Source organism: Chroococcidiopsis sp. (assembly GCF_051657925.1).
GTDB lineage: Bacteria > Cyanobacteriota > Cyanobacteriia > Cyanobacteriales > Chroococcidiopsidaceae > Chroococcidiopsis.
This window is the reverse complement of the sequence record NZ_JBOFLP010000222.1, coordinates 1-16,017: the sequence shown is the minus strand read 5'-3', so window position 1 is coordinate 16,017 and position 16,017 is coordinate 1. Positions and strand designations below refer to the sequence as shown.

The following is a 16,017-nucleotide window of genomic DNA, read 5'->3' as shown; positions in this document are numbered from 1 at the left end:
GCGTAGTCGTCGATGAATTGGATGTCATTAACAACACCACGCAATTCAAATCTACGCCTAGCGCCTTCAAAAGTGGTTAGACTATCGGCGATCGCCGCAAATTTTACTCCCAGCAGCCGACCGACAGCGATCGCGGCTAAGGCATTACTGAGATTGTGTTGTCCTAGCAATGGCAAACGCAACTGCCCTAACTCTTTTCCTCGCTCCCATACCGTGGCGATCGTACCATCAGCACCGTAAACCACGTTGGATACCGTGTAGTCTGCCGTCATCTCTGGATTGAGGCTGTAGCTAATTGTCGGTTGCAGGCGATCGCGGACTGTTTGGCAATCTATACAACCTACGACATGCTGGCACTGTTGCGCAAAAGTTTGAAAAGTCTTGACTACCTGCTCTAGAGACTTGTAGTGGTCGGGATGGTCGAGTTCGATGTTAGTGACTACGCCAATTTGACAAGCCAATTTGACTAAAGAACCATCCGATTCATCTGCTTCTGCTACTAAATACTGACTGTTACCGAGCCTCGCGTTACCCTCCCATGCTTTTACCTCTCCACCAACGATGATGGTAGGGTCGAGACCAGCTTTGAGTAACATGTACCCGATCGCGCTGCTGGTGGTTGTTTTACCGTGAGTCCCAGCTACGGCAATGCTGTAACGCTCTTGAATCAGTGCTGCCAACAAATCGGAACGATGAAAGATCGGACAACCTAAATCTAGCGCTGCTTGATACTCTAAGTTACCTGCATGAATTGCCGTCGAACAGATAACTTGTGGTAAGTCGGCAATTTTGCTGTTGGCGATCGCTTGACTAGCTGAGCGTCTTGATGGCTTTACGAATACAGGCGCACTATTACCGCTCACCGCTAAAGCTTGGAAGCTGGCATCGGTCTGGGAGCGAAAAAACTCTAGATTGGATGCCTCTTGGCAACTAAAAATATGCGCTCCTAAGGCTGCTAATTTCTCGGTGATATGGCTCTCTCGGATATCGGAGCCAGAAACAGGCAGACGACGCTTAGCTAAGATATAAGCAAGTGCTGACATCCCAATACCACCAATACCGATGAAATGGAATGGTTTACCACTTAAATCAACATAATTAGTCATTTTTACTTCTCGCACCTCACCCCAGAGTCCAGTATACAAATGTCACGCGATATCATATCAGGAAATAAATTTTACGGATGGCTCGACTGTTTAAGTTTTTTATATCTGACATCAATTCGCTCTGTCCTCCCCAGACGATCTTTATTTACAGGAATTTACGTACTTAGCTAATAGAGTTTAATTTTTATTTTGAGAAAGTATTTTTTTTGGCAGAGATTTTAGTTTTTTCTGAAAAAAATGCACCCAAATGCTAAATGTCATCGGGTGCAGTATAACTAAGTATTGATTAAAGCGCGATCGCAAATTACAAGATCAGGCAGTGACGAAAAGAATACACTCTTCAAAACTCCCTGCTACGCGGCTCCGATGGCGAGGTTCCCTGCGCCCTTGTCCCCCTTGTCCCCTTTGTCTCCCTGCTTCCTACTCCCTGCTTCCTACTCCCTACTCCCTGCTCCCTTAAAAGAAAGCTGGTTGATGGCGAATCAAGTTGAAAAACTCTTCGCGGGTTTTTTGCTCGTCCTGGAATACGCCGAGCATGGCACTCGTAACAGTCCAAGAACCAGGTTTTTGCACCCCACGCATCACCATACACATATGGGTTGCTTCCATGACCACTGCTACGCCTTGAGGTTCTAAAATTTCCTGTACCGCTTCAGCGATTTGGCGCGTTAGTCGTTCTTGTACTTGCAAACGGCGGGAGTACATTTCGACAATTCGAGCTAGCTTGCTCAGACCCACAACTTTTTGATTGGGAATATAGGCAACGTGAGCTTTACCCATAAAGGGCAGCATATGATGCTCGCACAAGCTGAAGAAGTTGATATCGCGCACGAGTACCATCTCGTTGTGTCCTTCATCGAAAATGGCTCCGTTGACGAGTTCTTCTAAAGATTGACTGTATCCACTAGTGAGAAACCGCATGGCTTCCGCAACACGCTTAGGGGTTTTCAACAAACCTTCTCGTTCTGGATCTTCGCCTACACCGATCAAGAGGGCGCGTACAGCCTCCATCATCGATTCGTGAGCTTCTGCTTCAGTAGGTGTCTGTAAGTTTGGTTTTTGACCGTTGTGGGTGTTGCGGTCTGGTCGGGATTGAATTGCCTCTACCAGATCGGAGTTCAAAGGAGATGCTTGAAAGCGATTGGTAGAACCATTAGAACCGTTAGAAGCAGCAATAGTCATGGTGTATGTCTCAGATAAAGTTTAACAATGGTTATTGGTCATTAGTCGTTGGTCATTAGCCATGAGTTAGCAGTAAGTGGAAAGTTAACCAGTGACAACGGGCAGACTGTCCAACTTTGAGAATCTAAAACTACAAGCCTATATTTCTAATTGCTTGTGGATATCGTAGACGCTTCGATAGCATTCACTTACAAATGACAAATAACAAATGACTTATAGAGCGCCACCACCAGGCATGAGAGTTAATTCGGCGATCGCCGCTGGTGCTGGTAATAAAGCTGTATGCACGATGGACTGAGCGACAATTTCTGGTGTCAGCATGGCATTACGGTCAAAGTTATGCTGAACTGTTTCGCTGTCCCAAAGTTCTGTATTCACAGCACCAGGACAGATGGTGGTGACGCGAATACCGCGAGCGCTTTCCTCTGCTGCTAGGGTCTTGGATAGGGCAATCAACCCAGCTTTGCTGACGGAATAAGCTCCCCAGTTGGGGAAAGGAGTTTGTCCGGCGATGGAAGCAACGTTAATAATTGTACCGGAGCCGCGCTGGTGCATTGTGGGTAAAACTGCCAAGATGCATCCAAACACGCTAGTTAGGTTTAAATCTATCACTTTTTGCCAGTCAGGCAGAGGCGTAGCACTCAAAGCCCCCGTGTAGCCCATACCCGCACTATTGACCAAAATATCTATAGCTCCACAATCGGCAGCGATCGCAGCCATCTTCTCTGGCACGACATGAACTTGGGCAAGATCCAGGGCATACGTTTTTGCTTCTACGCCTGTCTGCCTTGCTGCACTTGCAACTGCCTCTAACTTGTCTAGCGAACGACCAACTAGAGCTAAGTTTACTCCCGTCTTTGCAAAGGCGAGGGCTGTTGCTTTACCAATTCCACTACTAGCACCCGTAATTAGGGCGCGTTTTCCCGTTGTCAATGTCATAAACTCCAACTTAATCGCACCACAAATTGCATGGCTGTTGTACTCATGTCAATCTCTTACCCCTGATAGATGCAATTACCTCTAGATTCAACTTATAATTTCACTGCAAGAATTCCTGTCTCGAAAGTTCGGGCAGATTATTAATTCTTTATTCATGTAGGCTATAGCCATTCAATCGCGGATTTATTATGTAAATCTCTAAGTTGAGTTGAATAGAACATAGAGATTACCGATCGATTGGCGATCGCCAGCCGTTACGGTAGACATTGCTGCTAACTGTTATACGCTTTGCTTTGTTTTGCCTAGCATGAGACAAAATGAGAGATTGTAAAAAATCTTTACACCCCTCGTTGATTATATCACCATCTTTTCCGTCTTCATCTCCTGACAAAACTTAGGAATCAAATTCGGTAAAAACACCAATTTGACGGAATTTTTGATACCGTAGTTGGCGGCGCTGTTGGCTGGTAAGTTGAGTTAATTCTTCTAAATGTTGTAGCAAAGCTTGCTTGAGAGCGATCGCGGCTTTGAGAGGGTCGGAGTGAGCGCCGCCAATTGGCTCTGGTAAGATTTGGTCAACAATACCTAAATTTTGTAAATCGATTGCTGTCATTTTTAATGCCATAGCAGCTTGAGCGGCTTTACTTGCATCTCGCCAAACAATTGCAGCACAAGCCTCGGGGGTGATGACAGTATAAACTGCGTGTTCAAACATGAGCAGGCGTTCGCCGACACCAATACCCAAAGCACCACCAGAAAAAGCTTCACCGATCGCGGTACAAATAATCGGTACATCTAAGCTAAACATTTCGCGTAAATTATAGGCGATCGCTTCCCCAATTCCTTGTTCTTCCGCTGCGACTGTGGGTAAAGCCCCTGGAGTATCAATAAAAGTTAAGATTGGCATTCCAAAGCGGTTGGCGTGTTCCATCAACCGCATAGCTTTGCGATAGCCACCAGGGGAAGCCATCCCAAAATTACGGGCAATATTATCTTTCGTATCGCGTCCTTTCTGATTGCCTAAGATGACGACCGGTCGCCCTGCAAGGCGCGCTACGCCACCAACTATAGCAGAATCATCGCTTCCACGGCGATCGCCGTGTAGCTCCATCCATTCGTCGCTAATAGCTTGAATGTAATCTAAGGTACTAGGACGACGGGGATGCCTTGCCAATTGTAATTTTTGCGACGGAGATAAACTATTAAAAATCTCCTGGCGCAATTGGCGAGCGCGGGCTTCTAGTCGGCGAATCTCTTCCGACACGTCAACGCCATTTTCTGTTGCTAGCTCTCGAATTTGGTCGATGCGCGACTCCAAATCGACTAGTGGCTTTTCAAAATCTAACAGTAGAGTTTTGCGTTCAGTTGTTGCCATCTCGGAAGTGAGTAGTGAGTAGCGAGGGGTGGGGAATGGTGAGTCAGTTGTCAATTATCAGTTATCAGTGACCAGTTAATTCTGACTTCTGACTTTTATTTTCTGACTCCTCAGTTTTGTCTTTTGACTTTTAACTTTTAACTTTTGACTTACTCTTCAATCCTTTAAACTGGTAAATTCTCAAACAGTAGAGGGCGAAAGCCGTGTTTGCGAGACATTTGACCAATTTGATCCATCTTTGCCACAGTAATTTGGTTGCGTCCCCAAGAAAAGTTAGTGTAGACTTTTTCAAATTCCAGTAGCATTGATTCAGCAAAGCAGGCAAACAACTGACGAGCTGGTACATCCATGAAGTTAACAATCTTCATAATTTTCCAGTCGATATCCAAAGAGTGCTCGACAATGCCACCGTTGAGAATATAAATCCCTGGATGCTGAATTTTTGTCGCCAGATTTTTAGGATAACCACCATCAATCATCAAACACGGTTGTTTTAACATCTGGGTATCGATTTCAATTCCCTTGGGCATACTTGCCACCCAGACGACGATATCTGCTTGCGGTAGGGCAGTTTCCAAATCTAAGATTTTACCCCGTCCTAACTCTGCCTGTAATGCCTGTAGGCGCTCTTGATTGCGGGCAATTAGGAATAAATCTGCTACGTCGGTACGAGCATTTAACCAGCGACAGACTGCACTACCAATGTCACCGCTAGCACCACAAACGGCAACAGTAGCTCGATTGAGGTCAATTCCCAACTGCTTTGCTGCTTGCTCCACCTGCTGACAGATAATGTACGCAGTATGAGTGTTCCCCGTAGTGAACTGCTCGAATTTCAGTTGCACGTTACGGACTTGTTTGATCTGCTGCAAGTTAAAGTTTTCAAAAATAATCGAAGAAAAGCCGCCCAAAGCTGTAATGTCAATCCCATGCTTTTGAGCGTGCGCCATTGCGTTGATGATTTTTCGCGTTGCGGCTTTAATCCGTCGCGTGGCAAGCATTTCTGGCAGAAAGCAAGATTCGACATACTTGCCCTCGATTTGCTGTCCAGTGACGCTAGTAACTTTGATATCATCGACTATCTGTGGTGGTGCGCTGCACCAGAAATCAAGTCCTTGATCGGCATATTCGGGGTAGCCTAATTCTTTTGCTACCGATTGTGCGTGTTCCAGACTGTTTAAGTGACCGATTAGACCAAACATGTATTACGGATGTCAAACTGGTAGCTCTGACAAAGCAGAGCGGGTGGATGAGAATTTTTGTATCTTTAATCTTAAAAATACTACATAAAGGGAGCAGGGAGCAGGGAGTAGGGAGGAGGGAGCAGGCAATTCTGGCTACTAGCGACTTCCTACTCTAGTCCCTAACCCCTATTTCAAACAGCTTGCAGTCCGTAGGCGGATAGACGCATGATGTCCCGGGTGGAGAAGCCAATATTGGCAAGGGTTTCACCGTATTGGATCATGAAGTCTTCCACCAAAGCATCTTTTTCCATGCCTAAAACCCGAGCATCATCCTCGACTTTATTCAGCATTTGCCAGACAATCGGGAGATTTTGGCGATTGGCTGCTTCTAGTTCGGCTTTGGACTGTTCAAAGTTGTCTTTCAGCCAAACTTCACCGAAATTGAGGTGAGTATACTCGTCTTTGACAACGCCCTCGGTAATTTTACGGGCGAAGTCATCAGCACAGGGAATGTAGATGTTGTAAGCCGCGATCGCAAAACACTCAATAATCAGCGATTGGATTAACAAGCACGTCACGACTTGTCCTGCGGATGCTGCTTGTTGAAAGTTTTGATGCAGCCCAGAAAAGAACTCGCGAGCAAATTGCATATCCGGTGTAACTTGGAGATTGCGCCCGCAGGCTTCAAACCCTTTTTTGTGGCGGTTCTCCATTTTGGATAGGCGAATCAGCTCATCCTTGAAGTCCGGTAGCATTTGAGCCAAACGAATATAGTTTTCGTAGGCTTCTTGTTCCCCTTCGATCACGATCGCGTTAATGCGACTGTATGCGTCCTTATAGGTTTCGCTGTGGAAATCGATTTCGGAGGTGGCAGCAACTTGCTGCATAGTCGTTCACTCCTATTGGCGTAAATCAGCTTTGTCGATTGCGGTTGACTCTTTAGCTCTATGCATCAGCGTCAACAATAATTAAAATTAAACCTAACAAATCCCAAGGGGATCTGTTATCTATTGCAGCAAAATAGAGTCCATTTGGGAGAATATCACCTCTAGGTATAAAAGCATAGAGGAAAGCGAACAATTCATGCTTCAGAAAGATCTAAATGCCAAACATAAAAATTTCTCTATACCATCTCTTAGTTTTATAGTGCTGATACTGGGAGCGGTAATTGTCTTACTCCCATTGGGAATTGTCTTCCTCACATCCTTTGCACCGCCTGGATCGACACCCGATTTGTTAACGCGATCGGGATGGACTTTAGTAAACTACCAACAAGCATGGCAGCGAGCTAATTTTCTGCTAGCATTTGCCAATTCCACGCTGGTAGCTTTAGCTGTGACTGGAATTCAAATCGTGACTTCAGCTTTAGCGGGTTATGCCTTAGCAAGATTGAAATTCCGAGGACGACAAGCATTACTGCTGGTTGTTTTGGCAACTTTGGTCATTCCATTTCAGTTATTAGTTATTCCTATCTTTCTCGTCCTCAAATGGGGGCATTTAATTAATACCTATGGAGCCTTAATTCTACCTACATCTGTAAACGGTTTTGGAATTTTCTTACTCAGGCAATATTTTCAAACTATTCCCATAGAGTTAGAAGAAGCAGCGGCGATCGATGGGGCGAACCGCCTGCAAATCTTATGGCGGGTAATGTTGCCCTTATCTCGTCCGGCTTTGGTAACATTATTTTTGTTTACATTTATCGGTGAATGGAACGATTTATTTAAACCGCTTGTCTTCACAACGCGCCCAGAATTGCGGACGGTTCAATTAGCACTAGCTGAGTTTCAAGAACAATTTACCAATAACTGGTCTTTACTGATGGCAGCAGTCGCGATCGCCACCTTGCCAGTCATATTAATATTTCTGATCGGACAGAAACAATTTATTCAGGGAATCGCGACGACGGGAATGAAAAATTAATGTAGAGACGTTACATGTAACGTCTCTACAAAAAATTATTCTTCGGTGATTTGCAAGCGGATCGTGCGTTCGTTATCTCCACCTAAACTGACTTCCATCACTTCACCACCGAGGGGTTCGAGACAACTCAAAAGCGATCGCAAGTGGGGAGTACTCGCCCCCGTATCTACATACAGGCGATCGGCTAAACTACCAATCCGCTTCCAAGTACCGTAAAGTTTAGCTATGGTTTGTTCTAACTGCGATGCCTGATTTACCAAGTCAGCCGCGACGTTAATACAGCCAACTCGTATTGCTTCCTGAATCGCCCGTTCTAAGTCTACATCGTCATTATTTAGGGCTTGGACGGTCGTAGCAGCATTAATATATTTGGACAGGTACTTTGCTTCCGTCGTCACTTCTTTAATCGTATCTATGTCAGGATTTGCTGCAATTTCCCGCTGTAACTCTTTTTGGTGAGACTCTGGTAATTTTTCCATTTCTTTTACCAGAGGCGCAAGATAGCGGGGTGGCAGCGCGTTTTCTGAAGCTTTCACTTTAACCGGTTCGGGAAGGAGTTCGGACGACATCGCCATCCACTCATCCGATAGCTGACGCACTTCACGACGGGTAATGCGATCGCCTCGTTTCGCTGCATCGGTAACTAATTGTTGAATTTCTGGTTCCGCTTTTGCAGTTTCGATAAACGCTCGTTTACTAAAGCATCTCACGGCATTAGGGTCTAAATGCCCTTGTTCTACTAGCGTATCGGCGCTATTCGCTAACTCGATTAAGGAGTATGCTTGACTTTTACTAATTTCCCGCGCCTTCAACCAGTTGAGAAAACCACTCCCACGGGCATCTCCTTGTTTTTTCTCGCGATCGCGCACTGCCCTTAAAATTCTGCCCCGCCAGATTTCTGTCTGTAGATCGAAGCGATCGCAAACTAGCCAAGCATTGTCTAGCTGCTGCTGAAAATCATGTTCCGAAATTTCTTCGTCTTCAGGATCGGGCAGTTCAAAATTTAGATCGATTGACTCTGCTAAGACAGCAGCTAAGTCGTCAGTAGAAGCGGAGGATTGCAACATGAGAAGGCGAACGATCTGGTCACAGACCGTTTATTATTGCACGACCAGCCGAGCATGAATAGCTCGTACTTTTCCCCTTTCCTTCCATCTGCGTCGCGCTAACTGTTGAAAGGCAAATCGAAATCGGGACGACGAAACCAGTTTCGATCTACCCACTCAGCTTTGAATTTGCCTCTCGTCAACTTTTCTACCAAATTCGGGGTGTGGGGACCTGGCAAAATATTAACTCCCATTCTACTTTTTGTCTTATACGCAGGTATAATCGATAACATTATTAGTATGGTAGCAGTTGCTACTTGTTGTTTCTTGAGCATAAAAACTGACAATATTCATTACTTTATTAAGTTGAGTATACAGTAAAATCAGTTTTTTAAGTATAAATAATAACTATTGAATAAATGTTTTACTTAGATGTCAGGCAATTTCTATAAGAGGAAACACTTATAGAGACGATGAAGCCTCACATAGAGTTCCTTCAATTGGACTCTATCCAATTCCAGAAAATGACCTATGTTGCCTATAAACACTGCAGTATCTAAGAAAGCGAAAAAGAGACACTGCTTTGCTTCTTTTTGCTCAACATAGAAAACTTACCTATCCTTTGCGCCTTCGCGTCTACTCTACGAGAAGCCGCTTCGCGTCTATGCGTGACATTATCCTCTTCACACGAACTCTACCGACTAGGCGATGTGCCTGGAGCCAAGATTAGAGAGAATCGAAACCAGGAATTTAGAAAATTGCGATCGCGGCTACTTAACCCACATTAGTATGCGATCGCGCTAAAACATCGAGCCGAAAAATAGTATGCTTCGATCTGGTAGCTGCCACCGTCACCTAGACTAAAGGCAGCATATTCACTTGACTGTTATAGGAGGATAGGCTATTGACCGATCGTAACAACCCATCCTCGACCCTGCAAAACTTCTCCCGTAGAGAATTACGCAACCTTGTACGTACTCAACTGCTAGCCTTACTGGAACAGGGAGACTTACAGGGAGCTAAAGCCATTTTGGTTCCGGTACAACCTGCTGATATTGCCGAAGCCATTGAAGGCTTACCCGAACCAATGCAAGTACTTGCCTTTCGCTTGCTTTCTAAAGGCGAGGCGATCGAAGTTTACGAATATCTCGACCATAGCGTACAAGAAGCACTCGTTCAAGAATTCAAGCGCCAAGACGTGATCGATATCGTGGATAAAATGTCGCCAGACGATCGCGCCCGCTTATTCGATGAACTCCCCGCTAAAATTGTCAATCGCTTGCTAGAACAACTCAGCCCTTCCGAACGGCAAGCCACCGCCTTACTATTAGGCTACGAAACGGGAACAGCAGGGCGGATCATGACCCCAGAGTTAATCTCTCTGAAAGAGGGAATGACCGTCACGCAAGCCCTGGAACGCATTCGCTATTTAGCTAAAAATACAGAAACTATTTACTACCTTTACGTCACCGATGCAGCAAGAAGGCTGACGGGAACCTTATCTTTACGCGATTTAGTCACTGCCGATCCGCAAGAAACGATTGGCGAAATTATGACCCGTGATGCTATCTGCGTGCATACAGATACCGATCAAGAAGAAGTAGCTAGATTAATTCAGCGTTACGACTTTCTCGCTGTCCCAGTCGTCGATCGCGAACAACGACTTGTAGGCATCGTTACTGTAGATGACGTAATTGATATTATTCAACAGGAAACCACCGAGGATATCTACGCTTTAGGTGGAGGCGTGCAGTCAGGGGGCGATGGCTATTTTCAAAGCAATTTGTTTTCCATTGCTCGCAAGCGAGTCGTCTGGTTATTTGTCTTGCTAATTACAAATACCGTTACAGGGACAATTATTAAAGCAGAAGAAGAGATTTTACAAAAAGTCGTGACACTGGCAGCATTCATCCCACTCCTAACGGGGACTGGTGGTAACGTAGGGGCGCAATCTTCAACTGTCGTCATTCGCGGGATGAATACCGATGAAATTAGGGCGTTAGGACCAGTACAAGTCGTTATCAGAGAAGCATTGGCTGGATTGTTACTCGGTTCCATGTTGGGGACGGTCGCCACGATTTGGGCTTTTTTCTTACAAGGAAACTTATCGGTAGCGATCGCCGTGGGAGCCAGTCTTGTAGCAATTTCTGTTTTGGCTTCTGTTTCCGGTTCTGCACTACCATTTTTATTTCGCTTACTAGGCTTAGATCCAGCTTTGATGTCAGCGCCGTTTATTACAACCGCAGTTGACGTATTAGGAGTTTTAATTTATTTCAACTTGGCAAGAGTCATTTTACGGGTCTAAAATTCCCAGTTTCTAATCCCCGCTCATAGTTCCGAAGCACTATCGGGTGCAACAATTTCCCCTTTACCCATTTGAAGGATCATCTCATCATCGGTAATGAGTTCGCTCAGTTCCTTCACTTGTAAATTCATGCTTTCGCAGGCTTGCTTGAGCGCTTGTGAAAAACCATTTAAATCTTCACCAAAACCGCACTGACGGGCAGCAGTTTCAATTCCCTGCTTAGCGTTTGCTCTCGCGCAGTCAACTAATTCAGTACCTTGCAGTGGTGTAGGTGATGCCATATTTTAATTACTACTGTCTCGGTATTTTTTGCTAGAGTAGCAAATCTGTGGATATGGCTGCATCTTTCTCAAGTCAGTTATCAGTTGTTAGGGAGCGCACGAGCAGCGATCGGTGACCAGTGACCAGTGACCAGTGACCAGTTAGCAGTGTCTTGTTCTCACGCACCACGCACCACTCTTTCCTAATTTTTAACTTCTGACTTCTGACTTCTGCTTCTATTGCCAATACTTCACCGCAGCGTAGGCAAGGGTGACGACACCAGTAACGATCGCGGCTTCGTTAACTTCAAATTGAGGATGGTGCAGGGGATAGTTCGTGCGATCTTCGTATCCTACCCCCAAGCGGAACATAGAACCAGGAGCGTGTTCGAGATAGCGTGAAAAGTCTTCTGCACCAAGGGAAGGTTCAGTTAAAACTAAAACGCGATCGCTTCCCCAAGCCTCTTCTGCGGCTGTTTGTAAAATTTGGGATAGACCAATATTATTTTGCACCCCTGGTACTCCTGGGCGATAGCTCATTTCGTATTGCGCTCCGTAGGAGTGGCAAATATTCGCGACAATTTTTTCGATCCACCCAGGTAGATTAGTCCGGGTTTCGGGATGGAGCGATCGCACGCTGCCAAGTAATTTTACTTGGTCGGCAATAACGTTTGGCGCTCTACCACCTGTAATCTGCCCGATGCTCAATACCACTGGACGCAACGGGTTTTGCGTGCGGCTGATGGCTTGTTGCAGGGTGGTAATGACTTGCGCGGCGATCCAAATAGCATCGATCGCTTCGTGGGGTCGCGCCCCATGCCCCGATTCACCGATAATAGTAATTTCTAACTCGTCTGCTGCTGCTGTTAGCGCCCCATAGCGGATACCTACCTTTCCGGCGGGAATGGAAGGGAAGACGTGTACGGATAGAATTGCCGAGACATTTTCCATCACCCCGTCAGCAATCATCCAGCTGGCTCCTTGAGCAGTTTCCTCTGCTGGCTGGAACAATAGCCGCACGTTACCTGGTAACTGGGATGCTAGTTCGGAAAGAACCATAGCAGTTCCAAGTCCTACGGTGGTGTGGACATCGTGTCCGCAGGCGTGCATCACACCTGTCGCTCTGGAAGTAAATTCTAATCCTGTGCGTTCGTTGATGGGTAGTGCATCCATGTCGGTACGAATTGCCAATAAGCGGCGATCGCTACCATGTCCCTGTACTTCTCCTACTACACCAGTTTTACCAACCGCCTCTCTTACATGAACTCCACTGGATGAAAGGACACCAGCAACATAAGCAGATGTGTGATACTCTTGACCGCTTAATTCTGGGTGACTGTGGAGATGGCGGCGAATTTCAATTAAACGCGGCGCTAACTTTAGGGCTATGTCTTTTATTTGGGTAAGCATTGACTATTTATATATATATAATCAACTTTCCCCCATCATAAATAAGATAAGACGAGCAGTTCGTGACTACTTCAGCAGATATATACAGATTCAACAGTCAAATTGTGTCTGAGCGAAAATCTTATGTGACGATCTGCTGACATGTCTTGACGTTTTGCGATCGCACTTTGATTTATCGATCGATAGATGAATAAGTTTACTGCACGCCTGGGCAGTAGTACTGTGTAGCTAGTTTATTGACGATTTCCGAATTGACCTCATCTGCTTTTGCTTCATGCTCTTCCGATTGAGCTTCTTGAATTTCCTCTAGGGTAATTCCGGCTTCTAAGTCGTTACAAACACCTTTTGCGGCTGCGATATTAGCTTCTGGAGATTGCTGAATATTAGCGATCAAGTTATCGCGCACGTCAGCGTGCGTCATGGCTTGCTGTTTATAAGCTTCAATAAATGCTTTGTCTAGAGCTGCGATCGTCGATTTTGTCGCTTTTTCAGCACATAGGGATTGAGATAAGTCCAGCACGTCCCCCGCACCAGTGGTAACGAAGCAGAGGTAATCTGGTTCGGAGGCAAAAGCTTGAAATTGGAAACCAGAAACTAGAGCAATAGCAGCAGCAGCGATGGTTGCATTGAGGCGGAAGTTCATAACGTTACCAAGATAGATTTCTATATTTGTTATGCCCAACCTTGGTGACGATCTAACAGAATTCTAAAAAAAATCTTAAGCTTTTTCATCTTTTTCTTAAGATTTACCCAAACCTTGACTCAGACTAGGTTTCTGAAACCGAATTTTTTCTAAAAAGATCCTTAAGAGAATTCAGAGCTGGCTGCATCTGGGTTTTAGCAACAAAGTGCAAGTTCGGCAATCTTTTCTACCTTGAGATAGAAAAATCTCAGATACCGAGAATGTACGGTATCGTATCTCATTCCAGATTTAATTTAGCTTTAGAGTAAGTTCTAACATACCGGATTGATACGTAAAGCTACTGGACTTTAGCGGCGATCGCTAAATCTACATAAACTTTATATGTACATCAACTTAGAACCCGATCTATATCGGCATAGGATAGCGCAAGATAGCAAGTTATGCCTCATTTCCTAGATCGAGAAGCACAGGTAGGGACACACAGCTATATGCCCCTCACATATTTTGATATCAGTAGGTTACGCTTCATCCTCAGCGGAGACTTCGATCTCATCTTCCTTGTAGTTTGGCTCTAAATTGGCGGGGCGATCTTGATTGAGCCGATTAATCAGCGACAGCACTCTTGTTCCTCTTTCAATCGAACGATCTTCGTGAAATACAACTTCTGGAGTGCGGCGGAGACGGATTCTTTGCCCTAACTCTCGGCGAACGTACCCTGTGGCTGACTTTAAGCCTGCCATAGTTTGCTCTCTAGCATCGTCTGAACCATATATTGATACGTAGATCTTGGCGTGTTGTAGATCGCCGGATACGTCTACATCGGTAACGCTAACCATACCTACACCAACTCGATCGTCTTTGATACCATTTAATAGCATCTGACTTACCTCGCGTTTGATTAATTCAGCAACGCGATCCACGCGGCGACTTGTAGCCATAACAATAACCCTTCCTCATACTTGAATCAAATCAGTAGAGCCAACCAATGGTTCTACCCAGCTTTTCTAGTCTATTAGCTATTGCAAGAAGGCAGCAGGCAAAAGATTATAATACTGATTCTATGTGCTTTGTAAGTTGGCGATCGGCTATACGCTTATTCTCGCGATACTTCACTATTTTATTAAGACGGGCTTAAGCCCAACATAGCGCGGAGGGTAAATAGGACGAACAAAGATAACCCAACAAACATACCGACGATTGCGATCGCGGTTGTGGGACGCTTAAATAGGGGAGTCAATGGAGATATGGCGTTTAAGAAAATCCCCAAGACGATCGTTACAAAGTAGCGGGGGTAGCGAGAGACGTTTTCCCAGAAGCCATCAAACATTTGATTTATAAGCCTTGTCTAACTGTTAAATTTTTTTCATGTGAATTACGTTTATTCTATAGCAATTTGTTATTGGTCATTGGTCATTGGTCGTTTGCGAGTAGCTAGTCGCTGGATCTTCATTTAGCCACTGGTTCCACTAGCCACTGATAACTGCTCACTACTCACTGCTCCCTGCTATATTCGGTGAGGTTGAGAGTTATTGAACAAATTGAATGCTACGTCAGTCACTCCAGTTAAGCCTTCCGCGTCCGTTTTTAAAATGGGCAGGTGGTAAAAGCCAGTTGATTTCTCAATATATTCCTTACTTTCCTCAAAAATTTGCTACGTACTACGAGCCATTTTTAGGAGGAGGGGCAGTCTTTTTTTACTTGTATGGAGTGGCTAGAAATAATAATCCTACACAAAAGTTTCCGGCAGTACTGACAGATATCAATCCTGAATTAGTCAATGTATATCGTTGCGTGCGCGATCGCGTTGAGGAATTAATTGAGTTGTTGGCATGGCATCAACAGCAGCACGATCGCGATTATTATTATCGGATGCGATCGCAGTTCAAGGGAACGCCTGTGGAAATGGCAGCGCGATTAATCTATCTGAATAAAACTTGTTTTAATGGTTTATACCGCGAAAACTCTAAAGGAGAGTTTAATGTCCCAATCGGAAAATATAAAAATCCTACTATTTGCAATGCAGAGTTATTACGTTTAGTTTCAGGCTCTCTTCAATCTGTATCAATAGAAGTTAGACCTTTTGATTCTATTTTAGGATTTGCTAAAACGGCAGAGGATTTCGTTTATTTCGATCCGCCCTATCATCCCCTGAGCGAGACTAGTAGTTTCACGAATTATAGTCGTTACTCTTTTAACGAAAATGAGCAGATTAGATTGAGAGATACGTTTGCAGAATTAGCTCGACGTGGAGTTAAGGTAATGTTATCTAACTCTGATTGTTCATTGGTTCGAGAGTTATATAAAGATTTTCATATTCATGAAATTTTAGCAGCTAGAGCGATCAATTCTAAAGCCGAAAAGAGAGGTAAGATTACTGAAATATTAGTTATTGCGAATTAGATTTAAAATATCTGTTTTTACAATCAATAAATTACCCGCTATCTAATATCTAACTACGATTTTATGTAGAGCAAACCTTCTGACTAGTATTTCTTTTGAATAATCTGTCTCAAGATAGAGGAATAACTTGAAAAAGATCCCTTCTGGGGATAGAGTGACTCATTTGATTTCAGGGATTATGCTGATTTTGTATAAACTTAAGTATCAAATAGAACAGTAAATTACTGAGAAGGAGCTTTATTGA

At 44.6% G+C, this 16,017-nt stretch carries 17 protein-coding genes; 3 read left to right on the top strand and 14 right to left on the bottom strand.

Annotated features, from left to right (window positions below; translation table 11 throughout):
* From murC to ACRC32_RS17965, 7 genes are all read right to left on the bottom strand, one after another.
* Window positions 1-1,106, bottom strand: a 1,106-nt coding sequence (gene murC, locus ACRC32_RS17995; RefSeq protein WP_438555256.1) for a UDP-N-acetylmuramate--L-alanine ligase, incomplete at its 3' end; no start/stop codon positions are given.
* A gap of 456 nt (window positions 1,107-1,562) precedes the next feature.
* Window positions 1,563-2,288, bottom strand: coding sequence for a GTP cyclohydrolase I FolE (gene folE, locus ACRC32_RS17990; protein ID WP_438555255.1), 726 nt, complete (start codon window positions 2,286-2,288; stop codon window positions 1,563-1,565).
* Between the two features lie 213 nt (window positions 2,289-2,501).
* Entirely contained in the window at window positions 2,502-3,227 is a 726-nt protein-coding gene (locus ACRC32_RS17985) for an SDR family oxidoreductase (RefSeq protein ID WP_438555254.1), read from the bottom strand.
* A 226-nt stretch (window positions 3,228-3,453) separates the two neighbouring features.
* Entirely contained in the window at window positions 3,454-3,618 is a 165-nt protein-coding gene (locus tag ACRC32_RS17980; protein WP_438555253.1) for a hypothetical protein, read from the bottom strand.
* Window positions 3,619-3,621: 3 nt separating this feature from the next.
* The gene (locus ACRC32_RS17975; RefSeq protein ID WP_015153624.1) at window positions 3,622-4,602 is read right to left on the bottom strand and encodes an acetyl-CoA carboxylase carboxyltransferase subunit alpha; all 981 of its coding nucleotides are present in this window, start codon (window positions 4,600-4,602) and stop codon (window positions 3,622-3,624) included.
* A gap of 164 nt (window positions 4,603-4,766) precedes the next feature.
* Complete coding sequence (locus tag ACRC32_RS17970; RefSeq protein ID WP_438555252.1) at window positions 4,767-5,804, bottom strand: long-chain acyl-[acyl-carrier-protein] reductase; 1,038 nt, start codon at window positions 5,802-5,804, stop codon at window positions 4,767-4,769.
* Window positions 5,805-5,977: 173 nt separating this feature from the next.
* Complete coding sequence (locus ACRC32_RS17965; protein WP_438555251.1) at window positions 5,978-6,673, bottom strand: aldehyde oxygenase (deformylating); 696 nt, start codon at window positions 6,671-6,673, stop codon at window positions 5,978-5,980.
* 196 nt (window positions 6,674-6,869) lie between these two features.
* Between ACRC32_RS17965 and ACRC32_RS17960 the strand changes: the two genes are divergently transcribed.
* Window positions 6,870-7,709, top strand: a complete 840-nt coding sequence (locus tag ACRC32_RS17960; protein ID WP_438555250.1) for a carbohydrate ABC transporter permease — start codon at window positions 6,870-6,872, stop codon at window positions 7,707-7,709.
* A gap of 35 nt (window positions 7,710-7,744) precedes the next feature.
* Here ACRC32_RS17960 and ACRC32_RS17955 read toward each other — a convergent pair whose 3' ends face one another.
* Entirely contained in the window at window positions 7,745-8,776 is a 1,032-nt protein-coding gene (locus ACRC32_RS17955; RefSeq protein ID WP_438555249.1) for a hypothetical protein, read from the bottom strand.
* Between the two features lie 98 nt (window positions 8,777-8,874).
* Window positions 8,875-9,009 (bottom strand): hypothetical protein, encoded by a 135-nt coding sequence (locus ACRC32_RS17950; RefSeq protein WP_438555248.1) that lies wholly within the window; start codon window positions 9,007-9,009, stop codon window positions 8,875-8,877.
* 650 nt (window positions 9,010-9,659) lie between these two features.
* Here ACRC32_RS17950 and mgtE point away from each other — a divergent pair.
* Window positions 9,660-11,060: a magnesium transporter gene (mgtE, locus tag ACRC32_RS17945; protein ID WP_438555247.1), complete on the top strand. Its 1,401-nt coding sequence runs from the start codon at window positions 9,660-9,662 to the stop codon at window positions 11,058-11,060.
* A 23-nt stretch (window positions 11,061-11,083) separates the two neighbouring features.
* Here mgtE and ACRC32_RS17940 read toward each other — a convergent pair whose 3' ends face one another.
* The 5 genes from ACRC32_RS17940 to ACRC32_RS17920 all read right to left on the bottom strand — a co-directional run bounded on the left by ACRC32_RS17940 (window position 11,084) and on the right by ACRC32_RS17920 (window position 14,700).
* The gene (locus ACRC32_RS17940; protein WP_106166946.1) at window positions 11,084-11,341 is read right to left on the bottom strand and encodes a hypothetical protein; all 258 of its coding nucleotides are present in this window, start codon (window positions 11,339-11,341) and stop codon (window positions 11,084-11,086) included.
* Between the two features lie 216 nt (window positions 11,342-11,557).
* On the bottom strand, window positions 11,558-12,730 hold the full coding sequence (locus ACRC32_RS17935) for a M20 family metallopeptidase (RefSeq protein WP_438555246.1): 1,173 nt from the start codon (window positions 12,728-12,730) through the stop codon (window positions 11,558-11,560).
* A gap of 196 nt (window positions 12,731-12,926) precedes the next feature.
* A complete protein-coding gene (locus tag ACRC32_RS17930; protein ID WP_106166944.1) occupies window positions 12,927-13,373 on the bottom strand; it encodes a DUF732 domain-containing protein in 447 nt (148 codons plus the stop codon).
* Window positions 13,374-13,891: 518 nt separating this feature from the next.
* Window positions 13,892-14,311 (bottom strand): 30S ribosome-binding factor RbfA, encoded by a 420-nt coding sequence (gene rbfA, locus ACRC32_RS17925; RefSeq protein WP_438555245.1) that lies wholly within the window; start codon window positions 14,309-14,311, stop codon window positions 13,892-13,894.
* 182 nt (window positions 14,312-14,493) lie between these two features.
* Entirely contained in the window at window positions 14,494-14,700 is a 207-nt protein-coding gene (locus tag ACRC32_RS17920; RefSeq protein WP_015153636.1) for a DUF751 family protein, read from the bottom strand.
* Between the two features lie 215 nt (window positions 14,701-14,915).
* Here ACRC32_RS17920 and ACRC32_RS17915 point away from each other — a divergent pair, with 215 nt between their 5' ends.
* Window positions 14,916-15,773, top strand: coding sequence for a DNA adenine methylase (locus tag ACRC32_RS17915; protein WP_438555244.1), 858 nt, complete (start codon window positions 14,916-14,918; stop codon window positions 15,771-15,773).
* The last annotated feature ends 244 nt before the right edge of the window (window positions 15,774-16,017 follow it).